Source organism: Neolewinella lacunae (assembly GCF_014349155.1).
GTDB classification, from domain to species: domain Bacteria; phylum Bacteroidota; class Bacteroidia; order Chitinophagales; family Saprospiraceae; genus Neolewinella; species Neolewinella lacunae.
The window spans coordinates 48,662-67,888 of sequence record NZ_JACSIT010000142.1; the positions used below are offsets into that span (position 1 = coordinate 48,662).

Annotated in this window: 9 protein-coding genes; 2 read left to right on the forward strand and 7 right to left on the reverse strand. The window is 60.7% G+C overall.

Going from position 1 to position 19,227, the window contains the following annotated elements; genetic code table 11:
- Genes H9S92_RS17475 through H9S92_RS17485 form a run of 3 tightly spaced genes read right to left on the reverse strand, consistent with a single transcriptional unit; the run spans position 1 to position 2,959 of the window.
- The gene (locus H9S92_RS17475; RefSeq protein WP_187467990.1) at positions 1–720 is read right to left on the reverse strand and encodes a LytR/AlgR family response regulator transcription factor; all 720 of its coding nucleotides are present in this window, start codon (positions 718–720) and stop codon (positions 1–3) included.
- A complete protein-coding gene (locus tag H9S92_RS17480; RefSeq protein WP_187467991.1) occupies positions 717–2,012 on the reverse strand; it encodes a sensor histidine kinase in 1,296 nt (431 codons plus the stop codon). Before H9S92_RS17480 ends, H9S92_RS17475 begins: the two co-directional genes overlap by 4 nt.
- Before the next feature lie 44 nt (positions 2,013–2,056).
- Positions 2,057–2,959, reverse strand: a complete 903-nt coding sequence (locus H9S92_RS17485; protein ID WP_187467992.1) for a M23 family metallopeptidase — start codon at positions 2,957–2,959, stop codon at positions 2,057–2,059.
- A 217-nt stretch (positions 2,960–3,176) separates the two neighbouring features.
- Between H9S92_RS17485 and porW the strand changes: the two genes are divergently transcribed.
- Together porW and H9S92_RS17495 are read left to right on the forward strand one after the other, a co-directional pair.
- The gene (porW, locus tag H9S92_RS17490; protein ID WP_187467993.1) at positions 3,177–6,170 is read left to right on the forward strand and encodes a type IX secretion system periplasmic lipoprotein PorW/SprE; all 2,994 of its coding nucleotides are present in this window, start codon (positions 3,177–3,179) and stop codon (positions 6,168–6,170) included.
- Positions 6,163–7,197, forward strand: a complete 1,035-nt coding sequence (locus tag H9S92_RS17495; protein ID WP_187467994.1) for a glycosyltransferase family protein — start codon at positions 6,163–6,165, stop codon at positions 7,195–7,197. Before porW ends, H9S92_RS17495 begins: the two co-directional genes overlap by 8 nt.
- Positions 7,198–7,281: 84 nt before the next feature.
- On the opposite strand, the gene H9S92_RS17500 is transcribed toward H9S92_RS17495, so the two are convergent.
- The 4 genes from H9S92_RS17500 to H9S92_RS17515 all read right to left on the reverse strand — a co-directional run bounded on the left by H9S92_RS17500 (position 7,282) and on the right by H9S92_RS17515 (position 19,217).
- Positions 7,282–8,973, reverse strand: coding sequence for a M23 family metallopeptidase (locus tag H9S92_RS17500; RefSeq protein WP_187467995.1), 1,692 nt, complete (start codon positions 8,971–8,973; stop codon positions 7,282–7,284).
- Between the two features lie 56 nt (positions 8,974–9,029).
- Positions 9,030–10,007, reverse strand: a complete 978-nt coding sequence (locus tag H9S92_RS17505; RefSeq protein WP_187467996.1) for a hypothetical protein — start codon at positions 10,005–10,007, stop codon at positions 9,030–9,032.
- A gap of 84 nt (positions 10,008–10,091) precedes the next feature.
- Positions 10,092–11,177 (reverse strand): magnesium/cobalt transporter CorA, encoded by a 1,086-nt coding sequence (gene corA, locus H9S92_RS17510; RefSeq protein ID WP_187467997.1) that lies wholly within the window; start codon positions 11,175–11,177, stop codon positions 10,092–10,094.
- Between the two features lie 210 nt (positions 11,178–11,387).
- A complete protein-coding gene (locus tag H9S92_RS17515) occupies positions 11,388–19,217 on the reverse strand; it encodes a Kazal-type serine protease inhibitor domain-containing protein (protein ID WP_187467998.1) in 7,830 nt (2,609 codons plus the stop codon).
- Positions 19,218–19,227 lie beyond the last annotated feature (10 nt).

The following is a 19,227-nucleotide window of genomic DNA, read 5'->3' on the forward strand; positions in this document are numbered from 1 at the left end:
CTAAAGCATCAGTCGCCGTATTTCCCCGAGGTAGGCGTCGCTGACACGCACCCGCGTCGCGTTTCCCAGGCGCAGGTGCCAATAGCGACCGCTGCGTTCCAATTCGCTGGCGTGGTCCAGGTTCACCAAATGGGAACGGTGCACCCGCAAAAATTGCCTTGGATTCAGTTTGCGCTCCAGATCACTGATGCCCGATCCCGCCAGGAGGGTTTCTTTGGCCAGGTGAACTTTGCAGTAATCGCCGTAAGCATCAATGGAGAGAATGTCTTCCACCCGCACCAGCACCCGGCGTTGCCCCTTGTGCAGGATGACCTTGGCGGGAAAGTCGGCGGCCTTGCCCAGCAGACTTTCGGTCAGGTTGGCCACGGAATTTACGTGCTCCAGGCGAGCAATGGACGCCTGGAAGCGGGCCCGGCCGATGGGTTTGAGCAAGTAGTCCAACGCATGCACCTCAAAGGCGCGCAGCGCATAGTCGTCGTAGGCCGTAGAAAAAATCACCTGCGGCAGTTCGTTCAAGCGGGTAAGTACCTCAAAGCCGTTGCACCCGGGCAGCTGCACGTCCAAAAACAGCAAATCAGGACGCCGCTCGTTGATGACTTCTACGGCTGCAGGGCCGTCAGCGGCTTCGCCCACAATCCGAAAACCGGGCAGCTCCCCGAGGTACTGCCGCAGCAACTGCCGCGCATCGGCTTCATCATCGATCAAGACTACCTCGGTCATTGGAGCAGTTTTTTTTCCGTTGCCCGGTGAAAGGACACTGCAGGCAGCCCCTCTGCAGCAGTGGCCACGGAGATGCGAAAGCTGACGCCCAGGCCGCTGGGGGAAAGGTTGGCCAGGTGTAAGTCAGTTCCGTACATCCTTTGCAGGCGCAGGCGGGTATTGGCCAGCCCGAGGCCCCGGGTAAAAATTTTTTCGCGGTCTTCCGCGGCCAGCCCCACTCCGGTGTCCCGGATCTCGAAGGCCAGGAGTTCCCCCTCCCAGCTCACCCGGACGCTCAGTTCCCCTGCCCCAACCTGCGGCCCCAGGCCGTGGGTCACGGCGTTTTCCACCAAGGGTTGCAGCAACATGGGCGCAATCGGGTAGCGGTCCACGCCTTCAGCGATGGCCCAGACAGTGCGAATTTTTTCTTTAAACCTCGCCTCAATCAGGTCCAGGTACGCCCGGATAAAAGCCAGTTCCTCCCCCACCGTGGTGTATTCCCGCTGCGAGGCCTTATTCTGGTACCTAAAGAGGTCCGATAGTTTGATGACCAGCTCCCGGGTCCGTTCGTTTTCGGGCGGGATGGAGGCGTTGATGGTATTGAAAAGATTGTGCAAAAAGTGGGGGTTGAGCTGGGCCTTCAGGGCCGTCAGCTGGCTTTGCAGCGCGGCTTCACGCAAGTCTGCCTTTTCGGCCATTTCCCCCTGCAGCCGCCGCTGAAAAACGTAAGCGTGCATCAGGCCGAACTGCAACAGGTAAAATAAAGCGTCCATATAGAGGAGCCAGATGACGTTGCGGCCACCGAAAATATTGACCCACCCAAAGTATCCTTTCACGCGTATGACCAGCCAGTAGGACATCAACACGAAAAAGGGAAGATAAAGCAGGTGCAAGAGGCCGGTTTTCCAGCCCGCCCAGTGGGGGTAGCGCAGGAGGACCAGGTAGGCGATGGGTAGCGTGAGCAGCAAGTTGGCCATAAATTTGGCGCCCGAGCTGGCCCAGAACTCTTCGGAATTCAACCAGGCTGCGTGCCCATTGGCCACTCCTCCGTAGGAAATCCAGGATACCGTGTGCAGCACCAGTGAAGAAAGGCCGTAGAAGGCCAAGAAAGCCAGTACTTCTTTCCGCTTTATCCACCATGGCGCGCCAGCGTTCTTCATCCGCGAAAAATAAGGCAATTTCCGGGCAGGGAAGCACAGCAAGGCCACGCTTTTCGAGGGATCCGTTCTCAGTCCGTCGAATTCGTTGACGGGCGCGGCCGCAGGTGCAATGCCGGTTGAAAGCGCAAAGGAGGTCGCAGTCCGGGAAGCCAACGGGCCCCGAAGGATTCAACAGTCGTCAGTCAATAACCACTTGCCTAAAACCGCAGGTATTCCACGGGGTCCAGTACCTTACCGTTGTGCCAGACCTCGAAGTGGAGGTGGGGCCCCGAGGAGAGCTTGCCCGTATTGCCAATGATGGCGATGGCTTCGCCGGCTTTCACCTGGTCGCCCACCTTTTTGAGGAGCTGGGAGTTGTGCTTGTAGAAAGTGATCAGGTTATTGTCGTGTTGAATGCCGATGACGTTGCCGTTCGAGCTGGTGTATTCACTGATGAACACAATCCCATCGCGGCTGGCTTTGATGGCCGTGTTTTGCGGTGCGAGAATGTCTACGCCCAGGTGGTCTTCGCTGGGGTTGAAGCCAGCGCTGATCTCCCCCGTTACGGGCGCTACCATAAACAATTGCGCCAGGGGAACTTCCGCACTGCCCGGGGTGGGAACCAGCCCAGAGGGGCCGCGGCTGCTCTGCCCTACCCGCTCCAGGGCCATTTCCCGGCGCAGGCGAATCTCCGCCTCCGAGGGAGGAACGGGCTTCGTGGAAAGGGTATCTACCTGGCCGCCTTCGCCCTCTACGTCGGCACTGGTCACTACCTCGCCATGAATGTTGCGGCGCATCGTTTCGATCATGAGGGCCTGCGACTCCAGCTGCGCGCCCATGTCTTGCAGCATGTCTTCCATCTGGTTAATTTCTTGCCGCTGCACTACGTCACCGTAACCCGGGATGTACTTCCGCAAGGGAGTAAAAGCCACCAGCAAAAAGACCGCTACGGCCACCAAAAACAGCAGCGAGGAAATGGCCACGTAGAGGTTAAGCGGGGTCAGGTTGTAGGAACCAATTTCGCGGAAACTCTTCACGTCCCGGACCACGAGCTGGTACTCGTCCTTACTCGTCGTACGGAAGCGTTGCCACCAGTTCTGTTTGCCTTGTAGTTCTTCCATGCGGAAGGTCTTGATTTTTAGTATTAATGCCACACTTCGGGCGGGGTGCCGAGCGTTCAGGGTGGAAGGTAGATTCCTGGTTTCCCGTACCTTTGCGCTGCTTTTTCCCCATCCTGGCGAAGTGCAAATATAAGCCTCCAGGGTTTGCCCCCGTCCCAACTCCTCACCCCGGGGTATTCCCCACCCCGCCGTAGTGTGAGCCCAAAGTCATCACATCTTGAAGCATTTAACGCGCTTTTTCCTTCTTCTATTGGCCTTTCAGGTGCTCGTTTCCAGTTGTTCCTCCACCAAGCGGCGGGACGAGCAAGGCCCCATGGCCAAGCTCTGGCACAACATGAACTCCCACTACAACGGCTACTTCAACGCCGAGGAACTCATGGCCGCCACCCTCCTGACCCTGGAGGAGCAGCACGTGGACAACTACACGCAGCGCCTGAAGATGTTTCCCTTTCTGGAGGTGGAAAACACGAGCTCCGTCAACGGCGACCTCGATAAGGCCATCGAAAAGGTTGCCCTGGTGGTCAAGAAGCACCCCTACAGCAACTGGGTGGACGATAGCTACCTCCTCATCGGGCAAGCCCAGCTCATCAAACAGGATTACGAAAGTGCCGAAAAGACCTTCCGCTTCCTGGTCAACGAGTTTCGCCCCCGCCCCCAGCGCAAAAAGAGTAAAGCCCGCAAGGGAGCGGCCGAACCCGAGGAAGACGCTTTCGTCAGCCGCCGCGACGTAGAAACCAACCCCGAACAGGAACGCAAAGAGCGCCTCCGCGCCCGGGAAGATGCCCGCAAGGAGAAGGAAAAAATCCGCCGCCAGCAAGAGAAAGAACGCAAAGCCGAAAACAAACGCCGGGAGAAGGAACGCAAAGCACGCATCAAGGCCCGCAAGCGCGGCATCAAACTGGCCCCCATCGTGCGCGACACCACCGGACTGCGCAACGAACCCGAAGAAGAACCCGCAGCGGAAGAAGAAGCACTGGGCCCGGTGGGGATGATCTCCATCTTCAGCAAAGCCGCAGACTTGGGCACGGGCACGGAAGCCTACGGCAAAAAGCCCGACAGCTACCTGATCAAGCACCGCCCCGCCTTTCAGGAAGGTCGCCTCTGGCTCGCCTGGTCTTTGATCAAACGGGATAATTTCGACCAGGCCCAGATCATCCTGGAAGACCTCCGGGCGGACCGGGGGACCTTCCCCGACGTCCGCCGCAAGGCCATGGCCGTCCAGGCCTACCTGTATCTGGAGCAAAACAACCCAGAACAGGCCATCCCCTACCTCGAAGAAGCGGCAGAGGTTGCCGAAGAGCGCAACGAACGCGCCCGCTTCCACTACATTGCGGGCCAACTCCAACAGGAGCTCGGCCAGCCCGCCGGTGCCGCTGCCGCTTTCGAAAAAGCCATCGCCGCCAAGCCCGCCTACGAGCTGGAGCTGGGAGCCCGGCTTAATCTCGCCCAAAACGAATTCCTCAGTGGTTCCGGCTCCGCAGCTGAGGCCATCAAGAAGCTGGAACGGATGGCCAAGGAGGAAAAGAACCTGCCCTACGAAAGCCAGATCCTCTTTTCCATCGCTGCCCTCGCCCTGCGCAGCGGCGATGCGGCCACCGGGGCTGCTTACCTGCAACGCGCCCTGGCCAGCGCCAGCGCCGGACCCATCCAGCAACTGGAAGCCTACAAGATGCTGGGCGACCTCGCCTACGCTGACGGCGACTACCTGCCCGCCAAGCTGTACTACGACTCCACCCTCACGGTAATGGGGAAAACGGACGAGCGCTACGCCCCCTTGGCCAGCCGCCGCGACCAACTCACGGGCATCGCCGGCTACCTGCAAGACATCCAGCTCAAGGATAGCCTCCTGCGCATCGGCACCCTGCCCGTTGCCCAGCGGGATAAGTGGGCCAAAGACCTCTTCGAGGCCCGCCGCGCCGCCGCTGCCGCGCCGGTTAATCCCGTAGCCAGTGCGGGCCAGCGCGGCAACCTGGCCAGTAACTCGGTGGGGGCCAGCGACTTTTTCGCCTACAACCCTTCCGCCGTCAAAAAAGGCAAACGCGACTTCGAGCGCCGCTGGGGTGAGCGCAACCTGGAGGACAACTGGCGCCGCAGCCAACGCACCGACGCGGGCCTTTTTGAAGCGGAGGGCGACGGCACCCAAGGCGACCCCAGCGCCGAGGAGGTATCGATGATCACCGAAGACGAAATTAAGGGTATTCTGCAAGGCATCCCGACCGAAGAGACGGCGCAGACGACCATGCGCATCCAGCTCGCCGAAAACTGGTTTAACCTGGGTCGCGAGTACCGCGATAAGCTGGAGAACAACGACAAGGCCCTCGAAGCCTTCGCGACCCTCAACGAGCGCTACCCCGCCGCCAACGCCGAAGCCGAAAGCTGGTACTACCAATTCCTCATTCACCGGGAAATGGGCAACGCCACCAAGGCCGCCGAATTTGCCAAGCTGCTCTCCGGCAAGTACCGGGGTTCAAAGTTTGATCAACTCGCCAACGACCCCACCTACGCCAGTACCCTGCTGGCCAAGGAAGACCAACTCATGCGCGACTACGAGGTGGCTTACGCTGCCTTCGAACGCGGGGAATACCAGCTAGCCTTCGATCTGGCCGCCAAGGGCCGGGGAACCCTCCTGGGGCAGCACCCCCTCAAACCACGCTACGCCCTCCTGCTGGCCATGGCCACCGGCAACCTGCAAGGTCGCCCGGCCTACATCGCCGAACTCCGCCAGGTGGTGGCCCAGTTCGATAATACCCCCGAGCAAACCCGCGCCAAGGAAATTCTCCGCCTTCTGGGAGAAACCGGTTCCTCCATCCCCGGCCAGGCCAACGTCAGCATCGGCGGCGGCTTTAAGGAGTCCATGAAGGAGGCCCACTACCTCATCATTGTATTCGATAAGGAGGATACCGACCTGAACGCCGCCAAAGTGGCCGTCTCCGAGTTCAACAACAAGTACTACAAGCTCGATCGCTTGCGGGTTACCAACGTTTACTTAGGTGACAACAACAGTACGCCCGTCCTCGTCTTGCGTAAGTACCTCACCGGCACCGAGGCCATGCAGTATTTCCAGACGGCCAGGGAAAAAGAACAGGAGTTCCTCGACGCTGGCAAGTACAGCTACGATCTCTTCGCCGTTTCCCAGAGCAACTACCGCGAAGTCCTTAAGGCCCGCTCCATCGAAGACTACAAGCCTTGGTTCCGGGAGAATTATGAGTAAGGGCCGCTTGGGCGCTCCTCCACCGGGCGAAGGCCCCAGCTCCTTTCGCACCCTGCTCTGTGTCCTGGATTGGGGCCTGGGCCACGCCTCCCGCAGTCTGGCCCTGGCCGGAGAACTGGAGGCGGCTGGCGATAAGGTATTCTTTGCATCCTGCGGCAGCGCCCTGCGTTTTCTGGAAAAGGAGCGCCCGGGCACGCCGGTATACGAACTGCCCGCTTACGGCGTCAGTTACCCCACCGAAAATATGCCCCTGAACGTAGCGCTGCAGGCACCGCGCTGGCTGCGTACCGTGTGGCGCGAACGCCGGCAGACTGCCCGCCTGGTGCGTACGCTGGGCATCGACCGCATCATCTCTGATTCCCGCTTCGGCTGCTACGTTCCCGGCGTCCCTTCTATCCTGCTCACCCACCAGCTGCACCCGATTTTTAACTTCGCCCCCCTCTCGGGGCTTTACACCCGCTACCTGCAACGGTTCAGCGAGTTTTGGGTGCCGGACAGCGCCGACCAGCGCCTGAGCGGGCGCCTTTCCGACGCCTGCGGCTACGAGAAGGTGCGCTACATTGGCCCCCTCAGCCGGCTGCACTTTCCGTCCACGCCGCCGCCCAAAACCTGGCGTACTTTCAGTTTGCTCAGCGGGCCCGAGCCCATGCGCACCCGCCTGGAGGCCATCCTGCTGGGACAATTGGCCAGCCTTCCGGGACCGCATTTGCTGGTCCGGGGCATCCCCACTGCCGACCGGGTACGGAGCACCGCCAACGTCACCATCCACGATTTTGCCAACCGCGCTTTCCTGGAACAACACCTGCCCGCAGCCGAGTTCATCATCTGCCGCCCGGGCTACAGCACCTTGCTCGACCTCGATCGCCTGCCCGGCCGCCAGTGCATTTTCATCCCTACCCCCGGGCAGACCGAGCAGGAGTTTTTGGCGCGGACGCAGGTGCAAAGGGGGGACGCAATAGCCGCGTTCGCCCAATCGGCCGTAGATCTCGCCTCCGTAGTGGGTTATACGCCCCCATTCGGAGCATAAAATACTGCGCAGCGAAACTCCCGATTGAGGACATCCCCCCGAAACGTGGACATTCGGGGGGGGACACCCTCAAGCTGACCCTAATCAGCGGCGGAAGCGGCGTTCCCAGCGCAGGGTGTTGCCCCGGCTGTCGTCGGCAGTGAGGACGAAAAGGTGCTCTCCTGGGCCGGGGTCCTGGGTGTTGAAGCTGTAGTTGAGGCGATTGCTTTTGGCTTCGTGTTCCAGCAGCACCCATTTCCCGTCGATCGTTCCGCGGTAATGCAGTTGGCCGCCCCGCACGTTGTCTTTCAGTTGCAGGCTGAAGCCCACCGCACGGCGGAGGTCGGTGTTGAAATACTCGATGTCCACCCAGGGCGGGATGGTATCCAGAAACAGGGCGTAGTCGCCGAAGGTAGAAATGTCGGCCCGCATTCGGCCGTCTTCCTCCCATTCGCCGCCGTGGCTTTGGTAGTTGCCTGCATCGTCGCACTGCCCCAGGTAGACGTGGGCGCGCAGGGCTTCGGGTACGGGTACGCGGGGTCGCAGGTGGAGGGTGGCTTGGCCGTGCAGGGGGGTAAGGGGGGAATGAATTTGGTGGACGTCACTGAGGTGCCCCGCCGAGGTATCCGGCAGGCGGGCGTAGCGGAAATAGCAGTCGCGGTACAGCGCCTTAGGGCCGAGGTAGAGCCGGAAGTCGCCGTTTTCGATGAGGCTGGGTTCACCGGCGGGCAGGAAATACTGGTGCGGGCGGGGAGGAACCGGGCTGGTGTTGGGTTGGAAGACCACGGTGAAGGAGAGTTCAGCAAGGTTGCCGGCGTAGTCCAGCACCCGCATCCGGATGGACTGGGGTTGGCCGGGACGCAGCTGGAGGCTCCCGTCCAAAGCCCCCAGGCGGGTGGTGTCACTGCTGAACAGCGCCTCGGGGGTAAGCGCCCAGAAGCGATGGTACCAGGATTGGTTGGCTACCCAGTCGGCGTAGTCGGTCATCGCATTGAGGTAGCGTGTCCGGTCGTAGGGGATGCGGTTGAAGGCGAACTGGTGGACCAGCACGCTGTCGGCCAGCAGCTCCCCGGCGTAAATGCCGTTCCAGTTCGGTAGGCCGTTCTGCCGGTCGTAGGCCTTGAGACTCAGTCCGATCCGGGGCGCGTGTACCACCACCGTATCGGATAAAGTATAGCGATTGTCGGGGAGTTCGGTGGGTTCCAGCGTTTGGGTACGTTGTTCGTGCCTGCTGCTGTCCAGCTCGTAGATGCGCAGGTTGCGGATCTGGGGTGCCCGCGTATCGGCGATGGGAAAGCCGAGGGAAAAGGGGTTGAGGGGTACGTCTTCCGCAATTTCCCGGATTTCGAAGTGCAGGTGGGGTCCGAAGCTGAATCCCCGGTTGCCGACCTCCCCGATCTGGTCGCCCAGTCGCACGGGAAAGGCCGTACTGTCGAAGCGCAAATCCTGGGCAAATTCCTCCTCCGCAAACTGCCGGGCGCGGACGGTGTCGAGCAGGTCCTGGCGGAATGCTTCCAGGTGGGCGTACACGCTGCGACGGCCATCGGGGTGATCCACGTAAATCGCCTGCCCATAGCCGCCGGCACTGACGGAGATGCGGCTGACGAAACCATCGGCCACGCAGTACACCGGCGTACCCACCGCCCCCCGGAAATCGAGCCCACCGTGAAAATGGTTGCTCCGCAATTCACCGAAGGTTCCCGTAATGAGCAATGGCCCCCGCAGCGGTGGCGCGTAAGTCGTCTGGGCACCTAGTCCGGCCCCTAGTAAAAGCAGGAAAAATAAAAGTGCGCGCAAGAGTGAAAATGGAAGAATGGCAATCAACAACTAAGAGAGAAGGTTCGCCCCTGCGCTTAGCGCAACTGGACGTTGGCTGCGCCGAGCATGCCCAGGTCAGTAAAAATCTGTGCCCGGTAGAAACCGCCGGCCAGCTTTTGGTCCAGCTCGTGGGTAAAGCTGATGCGTTGATTTTTCTCCACGTTTACGTCCCGTCCCTCCAGAGCGATCAGGTCCATGGCCGCACCGTTGACGATGACCTTGGCCCGCACGGGGTTTTCGGAAACGACGGGGGTGCCGGACTGGTCGGTGAGCACCAGATAGATGGGCCGTACTCCGAGGAATTCGTTGGGGACATCCGTCAGATCGAAACTTACGTTGAGGCGGCGGATGCGGCTGGCGTCGGCGGTGACTTTGTCGCCCTTGCCTTTGAAGAGATCGACCTGAATGGCGGTGGCTTTAAAGGCTCCGAGGGTCATTTTTTCAATTTCGGCTTCCATGCTTTTGGTCATGGTTTCCAGGTTATCGGCCTTTTTCTCCAGGTTGTAGTTGGCCGTTTTGGCGTCACTGAGGTCTTGGCGGAGGGTAACGTTGGCGCGGCGCAATTCCTGGTTCTCTGCGGTGAGTTCGGCCAGGCTGGTTTCGAGGCTGGCGCGGGTATTGATGAGGTCTTCGATCTGGAGGCGCATCTGGTAGGCTACGGCGTTGTCGTTTTTACGCGATTTCTGGGCCTGCCGCATGTCGTAGAGGGCGCGTTTGGCGGTTTCCTGGGCTTCGGTGAGCTGTCCGCGCAAGGCTTCGTTGTCCGCTGCTGCTGATTCGTAGGCGATCCCGATGCTGTCTACCTGGGCCTCAAGCCGGTCGCGAAGCAGGGCCAGTTGGTCCACTTCCGCGCTGATTTCGGTATTTTGGCTTTGCAGGTCTCCGGCGGCGCTGTTGCGACTGATGCCCCAAAACAAAGCGATGAGGAAAAGCAGGCCAAGGATGGCGGCCAGGATGGTGAGCGAGCGATTGTTCATTTGCAGCAGGATGGTTTTCTCCGGTAAAGAACGCAAAAAGCCGGGGATTTGCTCAAAGTACCGCAACAATATCCCCGAAGATGCTTGAATCGGGAGTGGATGCGGACCCGCCCACGCCGCCTAAAGCCAGCCACGCCGCCGGAAAAGGTAGAGCATCCCCACAATGGCCAAGCCCATTACGCCCAGCAAAACGAAGTAACCGTAGCGGGTATTGAGCTCGGGCATATTGATAAAATTCATGCCGTAGATGCCCGCCAAAAAGCTCAGGGGGATGAAGATGGTCGAGACGATCGTCAGGGTCTGCATCACGCTGTTCATCCGGAAGCTGATCTCACTGACGTAGAGGTCGTAAAGACCGTTGGTTACGTCGCGGTAGGTTTCCACTAAGTCGGTGACCTGAATGACGTGGTCGCGCAAGTCGCGGACGAACAGCTGGGTGTCTTCAGAAATGAGGTAGTGGTTGCTGTCGCCGAAGTTGCCCACCATTTCCCGCAGCGGGCTGGTGCTCTTGCGCATGGTCAGCAGCGAAAGGCGCAGGTCGTGGATGGAGGACTTGGTCTGGACTTCGGGGCGTTTGAGGATGTTGTCTTCGAGGGCATCGAGGGCTTCCTCGATTTGGTCGAGGACGGTAAAGTAGCGGTCTACGACATTATCCACCAGGGCGTAGGCCAGGTAATCTGCTCCCCGGCTGCGGATGCGCCCGGAGGCAATTTCCAGTCGGTGGCGCACCGGGGCGAAGAGGTCACCCGCGTCTTCCTGGAAGGTGACGACAGTATTGTCCGTCAGGTAAATGGAAACCTGCTCGGTGCTGAGTTGCCGCGTTGCGGAGTCGAAGGCAAAGGCTTTGAGCTGGAGGAAAACGCCCTTTTCGTAGCTTTCCATCTTGGGCCGCTGCTGCACATCAGCCACATCTTCCAGGGCCAGGGGGTGCATGCCGAAGCGGCTGCCCAACTCGCCCACCAGTTCGGTTTGGTGCAGGCCGCGCATATCGTACCAGTCGATTTTCCCAGGGGCGGTGTCCGCCGGAATTTCGTTGATGGTGGTGGCACAGTTGTACGCCTCGGCATCGTAGCTCGTCAGGTGTACGTGCACATCCTCCATCTGCCGCCGGCCAGTGTAGAAGATGGTCCCCGGCGGGGCACCCGTAACTTTGCGGGGCAGGCCCACTTTTTCATCGCGGGACCGGAGCAGCCTGGTAATTCTCATACTACGGAGTATGTGCTGGAGAGGGCGCAGGCAAATGGCCCGCCCCTTCCTTTTCGTGGGCAATTTGGCCCCAAAAGTAGGGGACAGTGATTATACGATCCGCCCTTACCCCGTGTTCGTACGCGCAAGCTTTCATTTTCTCACCTTATTCCCGGCCACCCTTTCGCCGGGAGGGGCAGCACCGTGGCTATCCCCTCCCGGCTCAGGGATTTACTCTTTCACCAGGCGGCCAGCACCGCTCTCGGCACCAGCTCCTACCCGGTAATGGTACACGCCTGCGGGTAAGGTACGGAGATCAAGGCGGAAGGACTGGTTGCCCGCCGGGAGCACTTGCTGGCGCTGGATGACGGGGCGGCCCAAGGCATCGAAGACCGTCAGCGATACCCTTTCCGTAGCAGGCAGGACGAAGCGGATATCGGCGTACTCCACCGCCGGGTTGGGGGCGGCCGGAAGAAGCAGGAAGCGGGGCAGCGTTTCCGTCGCCAGCTGAATGGATGGGGTGAGGCGACGCCAGTCCGCATCGTAGGCCGCACTGCCAAAACCAGGGGTGGTAGTGAAGGACAGCGGCAACTCGCCGGGGGTGTAGTCCGTCCCGACACGCACGGCTACTTCAACGATCCCGGCACCTGCGTTCAGCGCCCAGGATGCGCCGGTGTTGCTGTACCAGCTCAAACGGGCCTCGCCCCGCTCCAGAAGACGCGTACCTACCTGCAAATCAGGCAAATCTGCGCTTGCAACGGAGACGATTTCAATGCCCGCTGCCGCCCGCAGCAGCCCTTGGAAAGACACCAGGGCGGTATTTTCGGGCAGACGCAGACGCAGCAGATAGGTCTCGCCAGCGGTGGGCGCGGCGGGCCAGCTCAGTTCGAGCGGCAAGTCCCCGACGCTGCGTGCCAGGTCGGCATCGCTGAGCAAATCACCGGTCTTCATGCCGGTAAACATCACCAGGGTGTCGCTGGAAAGCATAATCTCCGCACGGCGCGGGGCGGGGAAGACGTTGTCGCGGTTCCAGTCGGCGGGGAATGTGTGGTGGTCGGGGACGAAAGTCCAGGGGCCGCAGCCGGGGATTTCATCGAGGTCCCCGATGAGGATGCGCTGCATCAGGTAGAGGTCCAGGTTGGTGAACGACTGGCTGCAATTCATGTCGGCGGCAACCACCTGCAAGGGCGAGGTGATCTGCGGCACCGGATGCCCCAGGAGGTAGCGCTGGGCCAGGAAAACCTCAAAGCTGGAGAGCCCGTTGCGGGGGTCACCCGCCCGCACGGGTTGCAGGTAGTACATCTGGCCCAGGTTCAGACCGGCCAGGGTAGAGGCCAGCCCGTTGGCGTCTTGGGGGAGGGTCAGCGTGTAGTTGCCACCCTCTTCGGAGAGTTCGTAATCGACGTTGTCAATCGCCTCATCGTCCATGTCGTAGGCCTGGGTGCTGATGTGGCCGAGCAGGTTTTCGGCTACGGTCACGAAGCCAGGCAGGTAGTTGGCGGGCAGGAGCGTCGGCACGCCGTTCTGGACTGAACTGATCTCCAGGCTTACGGGACTGTTGACGAGCTGGATATCGGTAGAGCCTACCGTATTGCCGAGGTTGAGGTGGATGAAGAAGAGCACTTCAATGTTGCCATTCAGGCTTACCCCGGCCGTGCCGTTGGACACGAAGGAGAATGTCCGGTTCTGGGGGTTGAACTGCGGCAAGATGGCTCCGGCGGAGACGTGAGTGATGGTGGCCAGGCCCGGCTGGTCTAAGGCAAAAGTGCCCGCAATCGTCGCCAGGTTGCTCACCCCTTGCAGGGAGACGGGGATGCGGACGGAATTGCCCGCAAAACTGCTGGCTCCGCCAATGACTACCTGGACGTTGCTGGCGTTGGCCACCTGTACCGTCTGGCAGGCCGTATTGGGCCCGCAAGCGTTGGTCACCGTCAGGCAAACGTTGTAAGTGCCCGCCCCGGCGTAGGTGTGCTCAGGGTCGCGCAGGGTGGAAGTACCGCCGTCGCCGAAGGTCCAGGCGTAAGTCCCCGGCGAAGAAGCATTGGTGAAGCTCCGCACCAGGCTATTGCCCTGGGAGGTAAAAGCAACCGTGGGAATGGCCCCACTACCCCCCCCCGTCACGGCGCTGAAGGTCGTCTCCGTACACCCCTCGGCGCTGAAGGCGCGCAGCATGTAGTCACCCGGCGGCGCGGCGATGTAAAGGGACTCAGTCACGTCGAGGAACTGGGCGGTGAGCGGACCGGAAATCACCACGCGGAAGGGGCCCGTGCCGGCAATGAAATCCAGGTGGAAGCCGCTGCTGTCGCAGCTGTTGTCCACCCGCACATTGTAGAGATTGGCCGAGGAGGAGGTAATCCGCACCGTCTCCATATCCATGCACCCGAGGGCATCGGTTACTTTGATTTTGTATTCGCAGGGTGTCCGGTTGTTCAGTTCAAACTCACGCTCAGTGGTGGTAAACACCGTATCCGTGGTGTTGGTGCACAGGCGGGTGACTTCCACGGTGAAGGGCGGTACGCCACCGTTGATGTCGTTCCAGAGCTGGTTGAGCTGGTTGCACTCGTTGAAAATCAGCGCGGTTTCCAGGTCCAGGTCGCTGGTGGTGTTATTGATCGTAAACTGCCCGGTCTCGATGCAGCCCAGGCTGTCCGTCACAAAAACAGTGTAATTACCACTCAGCAGCCCGCCTTGGGTAAAGAGGGTATCGGAGGTTGTGATGCTGCCGTTGGTGGGCCCGGACCAGGTGATCTGGAAGGGGGCGCGGCCGCGGGTGATGTGGACGTTGAAGGAGCCGGGTTCGTTACAATCCCCGGAGCTGGATTCCAGATCGAACAGGTCGATTGGCGCAGGAAACACCGTTATGACGTCCATAACCATACAGCCAGCGGCGTCGGTGACGATGATTTTGTAGTCGCAGGGGGGCAGGTCGAACAGTTCAAAGCCAACGTCGCCCGTCACAAATTCGGTCATCGTAGTCCCGTCGCAGAGCCGGATGACTTCTACGGAGAAAGGCCCGGTGCCGTTGAAGATGTCTACCCAGATTTGGTTGTACTGCCCGCACTCGTTATAGATGAGGGCGGCTTCCAACACCAGGTCGTTGGTGGTGGCGACGAGGGTGACGCTCTCCATTTCCGTGCAGCCGTTGGCGTCGGTGACCGTGAAGGTATAGGTTCCGGCGGGGGCATTGTTGATGGAAAGGGCGTTGCCATTTACGGTGTTGTTGCCCGACTGGGGTCCGGTATACGTCACCTGGAAAGGCGGGGTGCCCCGGGTGAAGCTGAGGTCAATCCGGCCGGGTTGGCCGCAGGGACCGCTGATGGGGGTGACGGTAAACAGTTCGGGTTCTCCGCCTTCCACCTCGGTGGTGGTCATTACCATACAGTCGTTGGCATCCACGACGATGATCTTGTAGGTGCACTCTTCCAGGTCCATCAACTCAAATTCCAGGCCATTCTGGGTGAAGGTGGTATCGGTCACGCCATCGCAGAGGCGGATGACGGTGATGGTGTAGGGGCCCTCGCCGCCGGAGATGTCGTTCCAGAGTTGATTGTACTGGCCGCAATCGTCGTTGATGAGGGCGGTCTGGAGTTCCAGGTCGCTGGGGATGTCTTCTACCACCACCACTTCGGTTTCGGTGCAGCCATTGCGGTCGGTGACCGTGACGGTGTAAGTTCCGGCGGGCAGGTCGGCGATGGTAGCCGTACCGGAAGGCGTGGTGAAGGTGCCAATCTGGGGGCCGGTGTAGCTGACGGTGTAGGGACCTTGGGCCGCCTCGTTCATCACCTGGATGACGATCTGCCCGGGCTGGCCGCAGATGCCGTCGGTCACCAGCGCATTGAAAAGTTGGTAGGGGAAGATGGTGACGACCTGCATGGTCATACAGCCATTGGCATCGGTCACCTTGATTTTGTAATCGCAGGGGATGATGTCTTCAATTTCGAAGCCAGCCGTATCGATCGTGATGGTGGCCTGGGTGCTGTCGCAGAGGCGAATGACCTCCACGGTGTAGGGGGCCTGGCCGCCTTCGATGTCGTTCCAGATTTGGTAGGGTACCCCACAGTCGTCGGTTACGACGCTGGAGATCACCTCCAGGCTACCGTCGTTGAGCAGCGTTACGGACTGGGTATCTTCACAGCCGTCGGCGTTGGTCAGTTGGAAAGTGTAGGTTCCGGCCGGCAGGTTGCGGACGCGGTGCATTTGGGAAGCCAGGTTGATGCTGCCGGAGACCGGGCCCGTCCAGGTGATGAAGTAGGGAAATTCCCCGGCGGAAACTACCAGGTCAATGGCCCCCAGGCCGCCGCAGGCACCGTCGAGCGGAGTAAGGATGAGGATACCGGCGTTGGGATCGACGTCAATCGTCACCGTTCGTACGCTTAGGCAGCCTCCGGCGTCGGTGGCCGTAATGGTGTAGGTGCAGTTGGGCAGGTCGTACAGCTCGAAGGTGTTGCCATTAAGGGTAAATGCCGTATCCCGTTCGCTGCACGGGGAGGTAACGGTAATGCCGTAGGGTCCTTCGCCGCCGTTGAAGATGGTGCGGATGTTGTCTTGTTGCCCACAGCCCAGCCCAAAGGAAAAAGATTGCTGCCCGGCATTGGACAGCCCGCCACTGACGGTCAGGTTATAGGTGGCCGTACAGCCGCTGAAATCGGTAGCCCGGAAGGTGTAGGTGCCAGCGGGGAGGCTGAGGTTGGCCGTACCGTTACCGCCAATGGTGAGGGAGCCAGTGGCCGCTCCGGTGTACGTTACGGTGTAATTGGGGATACCGCCACTGACGGAAAGGCGGAGGCTGGAGTTGTTTCCGTCGCAGGCCGCCGTCAGTTGTTCAACGAGCAGGTTGAGGCTGCCGCCGTTGTCGCCCACGAAAACGGTGATGACCTGATCGCAGCCGGCACCGTCCCAGATCGAGAAATTGTAGCTGCCGCTGCTCAGGCCGTTGATGACGGTGATGGCCTGGCTGGTGTTTACCGTGCCTGCCACCGGACCGGTATAATTAATGGTGTAGGGCGGGGTACCGGCGCTGATCGTGACGCGGGCGGCACCGGGGGAAGCACAGTTGGCGGCGGTTGCGGAGACCTGGGCCTGGAGGTTTCCGGAGGCGATGGTGACGATCTGCTCGAACACACAGCCAAAAGCATCGGTCAGCGTGAAGGTGTACTGGCCAGCGGGCAGGCTGCGCACGCGGAAGTTGTAGCCATTGACGGTAGCGCCGCCGTTGACGGGGCCGCGGACCGTTACGTGGAAGGGCAGGGTACCGCTGCTGGCCCGCACTACGATTTCGCCCAGGTTGTCGTCGCAGCCAGCGGGTTCGCCCCAGACGTCGACGTCAAGGCCGCCGGAAGACTGCCCGACGGTAACCGTCCGGTTCAGACTACAACCCAGCAAATCAACAATGGTGATTTGGTAGACGCCGGGATTAAGGGGCCGGATGGTAAAGTTGCGGTTGGCAGTGGTGAGTACGGCATTGCTGGCACCGCTGACGTAAACGACGTAGGGAGCTACGCCGCCGTTGAGGGAAACGCCGATGCTGCCCTCCTGGCCACAGCCGGCATCGGTGGGGGTCAGGGTTCCGGTGAGGCCTCCGTTGCCCGAAGTAATGGTGAAGTTGAAGGTGATTTCACAGCCGTTGCTGTCTTCGATGACCGTCGTGTACGTTCCCGGAGGCAGGTCACTAAAGGTAAAAGTTCCCGTATAGCTGATGGCCGTCCGGCAAACGGGGCCAACGTAATGAGCGGTGTAGGTAGGGCTGCCACCGGTAACCTGAACGGTAATGCTGCCACTGGCCTGTCCACAACCCGTGTTCGTTTGGCTCAGGACCTGGTAGCTGAGGTCGCAGCTGGCCGTACAATCTACGCGGAGGGAGTAATTGGAGACTGCGCCGTTGTAGCCGTCTACGACCACAACATAGGTACCCGCCGGCAGGTAGCGGACAATCTGTTCGGGGCTCAAACCGGGGTTCTGGCTGAACTGAAGGCAACTGCCCCGGTCACATTCCGAAAGCAAAAAGAGTTCGAGGTCGGCGCTTAGTCCCGTCAGGTCGATGGTAACCAGGCCGGGCTCGGTGACGGTGAAGGTGTGGACAATTTCCGGACCGTTGTTTTCAACGTTCAGGGTGGGGCCACAGCTGTAGGCGCTCACGTCGTCATTGCCACCGGCGTTGGTGCCGTTGTAGGTAACGCCGCAGGTGAGGGGGACGCGATCGCTGCAATCCAGATATCCGCAGCTGAGTTCCAGGCGGTAGTTTCCTCCGGGCCCGGCGAAAGGGGCGTCTACGACGATGTAGTAAGTTCCGTTGGGGGCGTCTTCCAGGACGATGCCTTCGTTGTTGGTCTGGGTATTCGAGGTGGTACTGTAGCCGACGACCTGGTAGTTGTTGCAGTCGCCGCGCAGCAGGAAGATGTCCATATTAAGGCCGGGCGTCATGATTTCGAGGCCAATCTGAATATCGCCGGCAGAAGTTTTCTGGAAGGTGTAGACGCGGTCGGGGCCCTGCATGAGGACGCCGGTTGCACCGGGGTAACTGGTGAGTTGGTTGCCCGCGCCGACGGTAGTTTCGTTGGGCAGGTAATCGCCGCAGGAAATTACGGTGGCTTCGGCGCACCAGCCGGAAACGCCGTTGCAGGGGCCGGGGGTGGTGGACTGTACGCCAGCGGCGGCGGCGAAGCAGGGGTTGATGTAAGTTTCGCCGTTGCAGCCGCAGACGAAGTTGATGGCTGAGCCGCAGTTATCCGGAGAAGTGATTTCGGTGGGGTCTACGCAGGCGGCGCTGCACGCGCCGGTGGTGTAGCTGCGGACGCCCGCTGCTTCGGCTGCGCAGGCACTGGCGTACTGTTCACCGTCGCAACCGCAAACGGGGGTATTCCCGCTGGGGCAATTGAGGGTGATGACGCCGGTGGCCAGGTTGGCGGAGGTACCGTTGCTGATGACGACAAGGCTGGGGTCGTAGCAGCTCAGATCTCCAGGCGAACAAAGGCCGGTGGTGTAGTTGACGACGCCGGCTGCTTCGGCGGTGCAGGCGTTGGGGTAGGTTACGCCGTTGAAACCACAGACGGGGGCGTAAGCCGTGGGGCAGGTGGCGCTGGGATTCATGGCGGCGACGTCCAGTCCGGGGTTCCAGCAGGCACCTGGGGTATAGAAGGTAACGCCCGCCGCATCGGCAAAGCAACTGTTGAGGTAGGTGATGCCGTTTGCGCCGCAGACGGGGCTGACGGTAAAGGAGCAGCCGGCGTCGCTGACGAGGGGCATGCTGCTGGTGGCAACGCGGTGGGTTCCCATGTTGGCATTGAACAGGACAATGCTATCGATCACAACGCTGCCGTTGAGGAGGTCTTCAGCGCTCACGCCAGTGGCCAGGGGTAAGGCCAGGCGGGCGATGGAACCGTTGGCGGAGCGGTTCTCGCCACCGAGGTGGGTGGCGGAGAAGTTGAGTTCGTTGCGGGCACTGTCCACCGTCATCCAATGGAGCAGGCTGTTGGTTCCGGTCTGGAGCCTTTCGGTCAGAATTTTTTCGGACAGCCGGGTGCTGGCGAAACTGCCACCGGGCAGGGTGGCCCGAAAACTGATGCCGTGGAAGGAGGGGAAAGCAGCGTTGCGGCCGGTGAGGGACACGTCCAAAAGCAAAAAACTGCCTTCCGCAGTGAGTTGGACGCCGGCGGGCAGCAGGCGCAGAAGGGCTTCGTAGTTTTCTGTCGTATCGGGCCGGACGTAGGGATCATCGCCGATCGCGCCGTTGCGGGTACGGTACTGGTTGCGGAGCAGAATGTTGAAATCCCGCGCAGCTACGCGGGCATCGCCATCGGCATCGGCGTGCGCGAAATTGACGCCGCCGGGGAAACTGTTCTCCCAGGGAGTTCCCATCGCCTGGCCGTACCAGGCGGTAGACGCGTGCGGGCGTTCTTCCCCTTTGGTGTTGAAGGCGTGGCCGAGGTAGAGAAAGTCTACGCCGTTCACCACGCCGTTGTGGTTGGCATCACCCGGCCAGACCAACGTTTCCTGGGCCGTAAGGGGATGAGCAGGGAGAAAAGCAAGCGTAAAAAGCGCAAGTAGTGTAAACGTGTAGTGCATAGCTCGGGAT

Bases quoted from the DNA above. Each gene is read 5' to 3' on its own strand.
- H9S92_RS17475 (WP_187467990.1), bottom strand. From the start codon at position 720: ATGACCGAGGTAGTCTTGATCGATGATGAAGCCGATGCGCGGCAGTTG.
- H9S92_RS17485 (WP_187467992.1), bottom strand. From the start codon at position 2,959: ATGGAAGAACTACAAGGCAAACAGAACTGGTGGCAACGCTTCCGTACG.
- H9S92_RS17495 (WP_187467994.1), top strand. From the start codon at position 6,163: ATGAGTAAGGGCCGCTTGGGCGCTCCTCCACCGGGCGAAGGCCCCAGC.
- corA (WP_187467997.1), bottom strand. From the start codon at position 11,177: ATGAGAATTACCAGGCTGCTCCGGTCCCGCGATGAAAAAGTGGGCCTG.
- H9S92_RS17515 (WP_187467998.1), bottom strand. From the start codon at position 19,217: ATGCACTACACGTTTACACTACTTGCGCTTTTTACGCTTGCTTTTCTC.